A 7,017-nucleotide genomic window follows, 5' to 3' on the forward strand; every position below is an offset into this window, starting at 1 on the left:
CCGCTGACCGTCAGGGGTACGTCGGCGTCGAAGCCGCCGAGCGTCCCCTGTGGGTCGAGGCGCCTGGAAGCCCGCCACGTAGGCGACCTTGTCCAGCTGCGCCGGCTGACACCGTGCCGGCGTTCGTTCCACAGGCGGCGACAACGCTGGCGGTGACGGTGTCTGCGACAAAGGCAACACGACGTATAACGATCAGTGGGCGCACAGGCGAATTCCTCCCCAGCAATGCGTGATGACCAGGGTCATCTCAACTGAATTCACGGTACGAGGCCGCAAGCAGCGGGCTTGTACCCGGCCGCGATCACGTACACCACGATCACGTCACGGCTGGGATAGCAAACCCCTTGGTTGCCAATACCGTTGATTTTAAGGCTAGGGGGTGGTGCTTGGCGGCTCAACGAATATGCAGCTGTTTGCGCGGGGAGGGGATCGATGAGCGGGATCGTGCGCGCTTACGGAGCGGCCTGGACGGACTCATCCTGGTCAGGCAACGCACGCAATGCCGCGATGATCAGCGATCTCGCCTCAGCCCCATGGACCGCTTGCCCACTTAACGCCTGGAACGCCTTGACATACAAGCCGATCTCCCGGCTCTGCGTGATTGTCAGCTCCGCGCTGATCGTCTCCACCATCACCGTCGCGTCATCGAAGATGACGAACGAGTTTGGTAGCACCTCGAAGCTTGCGGACCGCGGGATGATCCCGAGGCTGACCTTCGCCAACCCTTGTACCGCCAGAAGCCGGTCCAGCTGACCCGCCATGGTCGACCTATCGACCACCATCGTATACAGACACTGCCCGGCCAGCAGCAAGCATAGGCGGTGATCACCGCGATACAGGATCTGCTGCCGCTCCATCCGCGTCTCGACGCCCTGTTCCAGGTCGTCAACGACCCCGTAGAAGTCGATGATCCTCGACATGACACCGCGGGCGTAGTCCGGCGTGTGCACAATACCCGGCACCAACAGCGACTCGTACCACCGGAGTAGTCGCGCTTCGTTCTCAAAGGCAATCTGCTCACGTTGCCGATGCCGGGTGCCAGTACTCAGCGTGCGTCGCCACTCCACCCACATCTCATCCAGCGCGCGGACCATGGCCATCAGGTCCGCGACCGATTCCGGTTGGCCGCAAAGCAGACACCACTGCTTGATGTCGTCCTCCGATGGCATCTGCTTGCCGTACTCGATGCGGCTGGCCTTACTGGAATGCCAGCCGGCCTGCTTGGCGAGATCTCGTTGGGTCAGACCGGCTGCCGCGCGGATCTCGCGTAGCTGGCTGCCGAGGGCCTGCTTCGCTTGTTGGAGGGGTGACGCAGTCAATGCGTGGCCGACGATCAGGCGATCGAGTAGTCCTGGTGCGGCGTTGCCGCGGACCACACTGCCTCGAAGCCGGCCTGGCACAACTCCACGACACGCGGATCATCTGTGATCTCTTGGCCAGCCCAGTCGCCCTCACCCGTGAACAGGTTGAAGATCACTCGCTCGCCGTCAAACACCCAGGGCGTTCGCAAGGTAGAGGTACGCCCCTTCTAGGCGATGCCCTGTATCACCGGTGCGTTGATTATTGCCATCGACGGCGGCGACGACCTGAGCGGATCCGACCGGCCAGCGCCGGTGCGTCGCTGGATGGGCGCGTGGATCCGGCCGGCGGCCATCCGGTCATCGGTAGCCGCCCAGCACGAGCGCCGCCAGGCCGGCCAGCGCCAGGGACAGCGCCGTGGCCAGGGCGAATACTCGTTGCCGGTTCGAGCGGCTGGCCAGAACGACGACCAGGGCCCCGAGCGTGATCCTGATCAGGGCGTTCCAGAGTGGATCGTTTCCGTAGTTCGGGTCAGCAATCCGGCGGATCTCCAGTCCCGCCTCGGCGAAGAGCGCCGCGCCCGGCATCGCGGGGCCGATGATCTGCTGCCACCCGCGCCCGCGCGCCCACGTTCCACCGACGCCGAAGAGCACTCCGGCCAGGACACCGAGGAACATCCAGAGCAGCGACGGTTGCGCCCACAGCACGGCCCACTCGTCGCTCTGGATGAGGACCGCCGCGACGTAGTAGCTGGGGACCGCGACGACGAGACCGACAGCGGCGCCCACTGCCGCGCGTAGCCAGCCCGACCGGACCCAGAAGCCGAAGAAGAAGGCGGCGACCGCCCACACCGCGCTTGAGTTTCCCAGGTTGCCGAGGGGGTACGGCACATACTTGATCCAGAGAAAGTCAAGGACGCCGAGCAGAAAGCCGCCCAGCACCGCGGTGAGCGCGACGAGTCGGTTATCGGGCCGCATGGCAGCGAGCATACTGGGTATGCATTGGCGCCGCCGTCGCACCCACCCGTGGCGGGCGGGTGGATGTCGCCGCGTAGCGCTTGGACCGGGGCGAGGCCGGCTTGGACCAGGTACGCCACCCCGGCCATGAAGGGCAGCGGGAACGGGCCGGCGTCGGTACCGACGAGGAGGTCGACGCCGGCGTCGTGTAGCGCCTTGACCGAGTTCAGCACGTTCTCCAGCTTGCCGTGCCGGTAGCGGTCGTAGCTGCCGAGGAGGAGGTTCGTCCAAGTCTCGTCGAGGCGGGCACTGACGCGGGGATCGTCGGCCAGTGCTGATCCGGTAATACCCATCATGGAGGCGTTCAGGACGACGCACGGGACGACGAAGACGCCGGCAGCGGCGATCCGTTCGATGATGTCGTCGGGGTGTGGCTGGTCCGGCTTCTCGACCACTTCCGCCGCCAGCAGCGGCAGGCGTTTGAATACATCACCCGCGACTGGCCGAAAGCCGAGCGCCCCGTGCGGTACCAGCAGGAAGGATCACCCGGCGGGTGCGGGTGAGGTGGGTATCGCGCGCCTGGCCCGGCGGGCGGCGAGGGCCCCGAGAACGAGGTCGACAGCGAGGAAGGCCAGTAGGCTGACGCCCAGCAGCGGCAGCGCCCAGCCGACGCCGATGGCGAGCGGGATGCCGACCACGACGGCCCGGGTGGGCAGGCGCTGCCAGGCCCCGCGTACCGGTGGGGCACCGACCGGGGCGCGGCGGGCGGCGCGGGTCGGGCGGCGCTGCCACCACATCCGGTAGCCCCACACGATCACGCACAGGACGCCCACGGCCAGGGCGGCCAGCAGCGCCTGGTTCACCGGCCCGAACAGGTAGCCCATGTGCGCGGCCACGCCGAGGCTGGTCAGCTGAGCCAGCAGCGGCCAGTCGGCGAAGTCCAACCGGTCGGTCACGGTGGCGTTGGCGGGGTCGACGGCGACCTTGTCCTCGCGGACCGGCCAGCGCAGATCCGTCTGGGTAACGGTCCAGGCGGTACCGGCCTCGGCCGGCGGGGTGATGTCGACCGGGCCGCCCAGGCCGGCGTCCCGGGCCACGCGCAGTACCGTGTCCACGTCCGCGGGGTCGAACGCGGGCGCGTCGCCGGCGGCGGCCTCGGCCCCGTGGTGGCCACCACCGGACGCGGCGGGGGCGCCGCCGCCGAGGTCGGTGGACACGACCGGCCGGCTCGAGTCCAGCGCGTCCAGCGCCATGTTGAAGTGGCCGCCGGCGAACCTCGACCAGGTCATGCCGGTCGCGGACAGGATCAGCAGGCCGATCACCAGCCACACACCGGTTGCCGCGTGCCAACCCCGGGTACGCCGCACGCCCTTGCCGGCCCGCAGGTCCGGCAGCAGGAGCCGGCGTATCCAGCCGCGACCCCTGCCGTTGGCCTTGCCGGGGACGCCGTTCGAGCGGCGCGACTCGCGCAGCCGGCGCAGCCACAGCCACAGGCCACCGAGCGCGACCACCCACAGCCAGCTCGCCGCCAGCTCGGAGTAGTTCCGCCCGACCACGCCGAGGCGCAGGTTGCGGTGCAGGTCGTCCAGCCAGGTCATCAGCGGGGTCTCGCCGAACCAGGTGGTCAGGGTCCCGCGCACCTCGTTGGTGTACGGGTCGACGAACACGGTGTGCTGCCTGTCCCCCAGTTCCTCCAGCGAGAACGCCACCCGCGTCGTGTCGCCCGGGTTGACCGGTGGATTCACCGTCGCCAGCTCGCCGGCCGGGTGGGCGGCGCGGGCCGCGGCCACCTGCTCTGCCAGCGGCCGGGTCGCCCCTGCCACCGGGACGTGCAGTTCCCGGTCGTAGACCACCGAGTCCAGCTGCGGGCTGAACACGAACAGCAGGCCCGTCACCGCCGCGACGGCGATGAACGGCGCCACCAGCACACCCGCGTAGAAGTGCAGCCGCAGCAGCAACGGGCCCACCGACCAGGCCGGGTGGGCACTTGCGCGGCCGGCGGTTGCCGGCCTGGCCGGCGCCTCGACCGTGTCCGGGTCGGGTGGGGACGCCGCCGGGGAGGTGGTGGTCATGGAGTTCCTCACTATCACCATATATATTGATCGGTAACGATGTATGTTCGACTCGAAGAGGTAGTCGGCCGCCACACCGGATCAGTTCCCGGAGGACTCAAGAACCGCCCGGAGGCTGAACCCGTGGCGGTCACGATCCGTACCACGGGCTCCCGAGCGGGACGGCCGTCGGCGGTCCCAGGATGCGAGGAGGCGGCCATGGCGGCGGAGCGGCGCGACGGCGTGCCGGACGACGATCCGGTGACCCGGTGGGCGCTGGCCGCCGGCCGGGGTGATCCGGCCGCGACTACCCGGTTCGTGCGGCACACCGAGGACGTGGTGCGGCGGTTTCTGGCGCACCTCAACGGCCAGGCCGACGTGGACGACCTGGTCCAGGAGACATACCTGCGGGCCTGGCGCAACCTGCCCGGCTTCACCGGTAGGTCCTCCGCCCTGACGTGGTTACTGGTGATCGCCCGGCGGGTCGCGATCGACCACGTCCGCGCGGCCCGGGTCCGGCCGCGGACTACGTCCCTGGAGCAGATTCCCGGCGTCACCGACTGGCGGGACGATGCCTGCGCCACGTCGGCCCGGTCCGACGACACGGTCCTGGTGCGCCGGCTCCTGGCGGAGCTGGACCCCGCCCGGCGGGAGGCGTTCGTGCTCACGCAACTGCTCGGCATGTCCTACGCCGAGGCCGCACACATCAGCCAGTGCCCGATCGGCACCATCCGATCCCGCGTCGCCCGGGCCCGCGACGACCTGATCGCGGCCCTCTCGGCCAGCGACGAGCACCGGCACTACCGCACGGCCGGCTGACCGTCACGCCAGCCGGCAGCCTGACGTTGTGCCGGTGCAGTTGATCTGAACCTGGGGAAAGGAATCGGATAGACGAGGCGGCTGAGGAGGAGCCTCAGGAACCGGAGTGGCTGGGTTCACGCAGCGCGGCGTCGACGGCGGCCTCGACATGCAGCCGGGAGGTGGGGAAGACCGGGACCGGGCTGTCGTCCGGCGAGATCAGTAGTTCGATCTCGGTGCAGCCGAGGATGACGCCCTGGGCGCCGGCGTGGACGAGCCGGTCAATGACCTGCCGGTAGGTCTGCCGCGACGGGTCGCTGACGTGACCGAGGCACAGTTCCTGGTAGATGATGCGGTGGACCTCCGCCCGGTCGTCGGCATCGGGAACGATCACGTTCAGGCCATGTCCGGCCAGCCGGTCGCGGTAGAAGTCCTGCTCCATGGTGAAGGCGGTACCGAGCAGGCCCACCGTGCCCAGACCCGCCGCGCCGACGGCGGCGGCGGTGGCGTCGGCCAGGTGCAGCAGCGGGATACCGATGGCGGCTTGGACCTGGTCGGCGACCTTGTGCATGGTGTTCGTGCACAGCAGCAACAGGTCCGCGCCCCCGGCCTGTACGGCGACAGCGGCCCGGCCGAGCAGACGGCCGGCCTCATCCCACTGCCCGGTGCTCTGCAACTGCTCGATGTCGGCGAAATCGACCGAGTACAGCACGCAGCGGGCCGAGTGCAGACCACCCATGCGCTCACGGACACACTCGTTGACCAGCCGGTAGTAGTGCGCGCTGGATTCCCAGCTCATCCCGCCGAGCAGTCCGATCGTCAGCACGAGTTTCTCCTCTCATCCGCTCACCTTTGCACGCAGCGTCTCCATAAGCGACGGTGAATGAATCAGGGTCGGTAGCTCTTCGCCTTCTGCCGCGCGTAGTAGGCGCGGGCACGGTTGCGGTCCCCGCAGTCCTTCGTGTTGCACCAGCGGCGGTTCCGCCGCGGTGACGTGTCGAGATAGACCCAGCCGCACTTGGCGTCTTCGCACTGATGGAGGCGGTCGAGGTCGTCGCGCTGGGTGAGAGCCACGAGGCCGCGGACGATGCGGTTGCGGGGCAGGCGCAGGTCGGTTTCCCGGTCTCGCCATTGCCAGCGGTCGCCCGTGCGGACCAGGTCGGCCGCGGTGATCGCCGCCCGGTACATGCCCGCGAGGTCTGCGGCGGCTTCGGGATCCTTCTCGAAGAGAGCCGCGTAGAGCCTCTCGCGCGCTTCGATGACCCGTTGCCGTTCCCGCTCGGCCCGGGCGTCGTCCTGGCCGGCGAGGTCACGCAGGGCCACGGCCTCGTCTCCGCTGATCAGTTCGGACTCGACGCACCAGTCGACGACGTCGGAGAAGGTCGTCAGGTTCTCAATGCGTTCGCACCCGCCGAGGCGCCAGGCAACGGTGTTCACCAGGTCGAGCATGCGGTCGCCCGCGATGTGGCCGAACCTCACCATCAGCTCCCCTCATGGTCGAAAGCATTGTTGCATGTGAGACGGTGTCCTGGCATGCTCACTCCCAATCAGCTAATCACCCATGAGAACCTCGTCAGGAGACCGATCGTGCCCGCCGCCGCCCCACGCAGATCGTTCACGGCACTGTGGGCGTCCCAAGCGTCCTCAAACCTCGCCGACGGACTGCTACAGGCCGCCGCACCGCTGCTCGTCGCCACGCTGACCCGTGACCCGCTCGCGGTGGCGGGCATGACGGTGGTGCAGTTCCTGCCCTGGCTGGTCGCCACCCTCCCCGCCGGCGCGCTGGCCGACCGGATGGACAGACGACGGATACTTACCGCTGGCAACTGGCTGCGCGCGGCCGGGTTCGCGCTGCTCGCCGTGACCTTGGCGAACGGGTGGCGCCACGTCGCACTGCTCTACACCGCGGTGTT

Annotated in this window: 8 protein-coding genes; 2 read left to right on the plus strand and 6 right to left on the minus strand. The window is 68.8% G+C overall.

All coding sequences use genetic code 11. The features are described from left to right. Window positions 1–452 precede the first annotated feature (452 nt). The 4 genes from KJS59_RS30030 to KJS59_RS30045 form a co-directional block, all read right to left on the minus strand. Window positions 453–1,376, minus strand: a complete 924-nt coding sequence (locus KJS59_RS30030; protein WP_213457277.1) for a helix-turn-helix domain-containing protein — start codon at window positions 1,374–1,376, stop codon at window positions 453–455. After that, the gene (locus KJS59_RS30035; RefSeq protein ID WP_213457279.1) at window positions 1,334–1,495 is read right to left on the minus strand and encodes a DUF6879 family protein; all 162 of its coding nucleotides are present in this window, start codon (window positions 1,493–1,495) and stop codon (window positions 1,334–1,336) included. Before KJS59_RS30035 ends, KJS59_RS30030 begins: the two co-directional genes overlap by 43 nt. 163 nt (window positions 1,496–1,658) lie before the next feature. After that, on the minus strand, window positions 1,659–2,276 hold the full coding sequence (locus tag KJS59_RS30040; protein WP_213457281.1) for a DUF6518 family protein: 618 nt from the start codon (window positions 2,274–2,276) through the stop codon (window positions 1,659–1,661). 521 nt (window positions 2,277–2,797) lie between these two features. After that, a complete protein-coding gene (locus KJS59_RS30045) occupies window positions 2,798–4,327 on the minus strand; it encodes a PepSY-associated TM helix domain-containing protein (protein ID WP_213457283.1) in 1,530 nt (509 codons plus the stop codon). Between the two features lie 198 nt (window positions 4,328–4,525). On the opposite strand from KJS59_RS30045, the gene KJS59_RS30050 reads away from it, so the two are divergent. Next, window positions 4,526–5,125, plus strand: a complete 600-nt coding sequence (locus KJS59_RS30050) for a sigma-70 family RNA polymerase sigma factor (RefSeq protein WP_213457285.1) — start codon at window positions 4,526–4,528, stop codon at window positions 5,123–5,125. A gap of 94 nt (window positions 5,126–5,219) precedes the next feature. Here KJS59_RS30050 and KJS59_RS30055 read toward each other — a convergent pair whose 3' ends face one another. Together KJS59_RS30055 and KJS59_RS30060 are read right to left on the minus strand one after the other, a co-directional pair. Further along, window positions 5,220–5,930, minus strand: coding sequence for an aspartate/glutamate racemase family protein (locus KJS59_RS30055; RefSeq protein ID WP_213457286.1), 711 nt, complete (start codon window positions 5,928–5,930; stop codon window positions 5,220–5,222). A gap of 62 nt (window positions 5,931–5,992) precedes the next feature. Beyond that, window positions 5,993–6,586 carry a CGNR zinc finger domain-containing protein gene (locus tag KJS59_RS30060; RefSeq protein ID WP_213457288.1) on the minus strand — a complete coding sequence of 198 codons (594 nt, stop codon included), beginning with the start codon at window positions 6,584–6,586 and terminating at the stop codon, window positions 5,993–5,995. Between the two features lie 51 nt (window positions 6,587–6,637). Here KJS59_RS30060 and KJS59_RS30065 point away from each other — a divergent pair. Then, on the plus strand, window positions 6,638–7,017 hold a 380-nt coding region (locus KJS59_RS30065; protein ID WP_249715156.1), incomplete at its 3' end, for an MFS transporter.

The organism is Rhizomonospora bruguierae, assembly GCF_018397995.1.
Lineage (GTDB): Bacteria > Actinomycetota > Actinomycetes > Mycobacteriales > Micromonosporaceae > Rhizomonospora > Rhizomonospora bruguierae.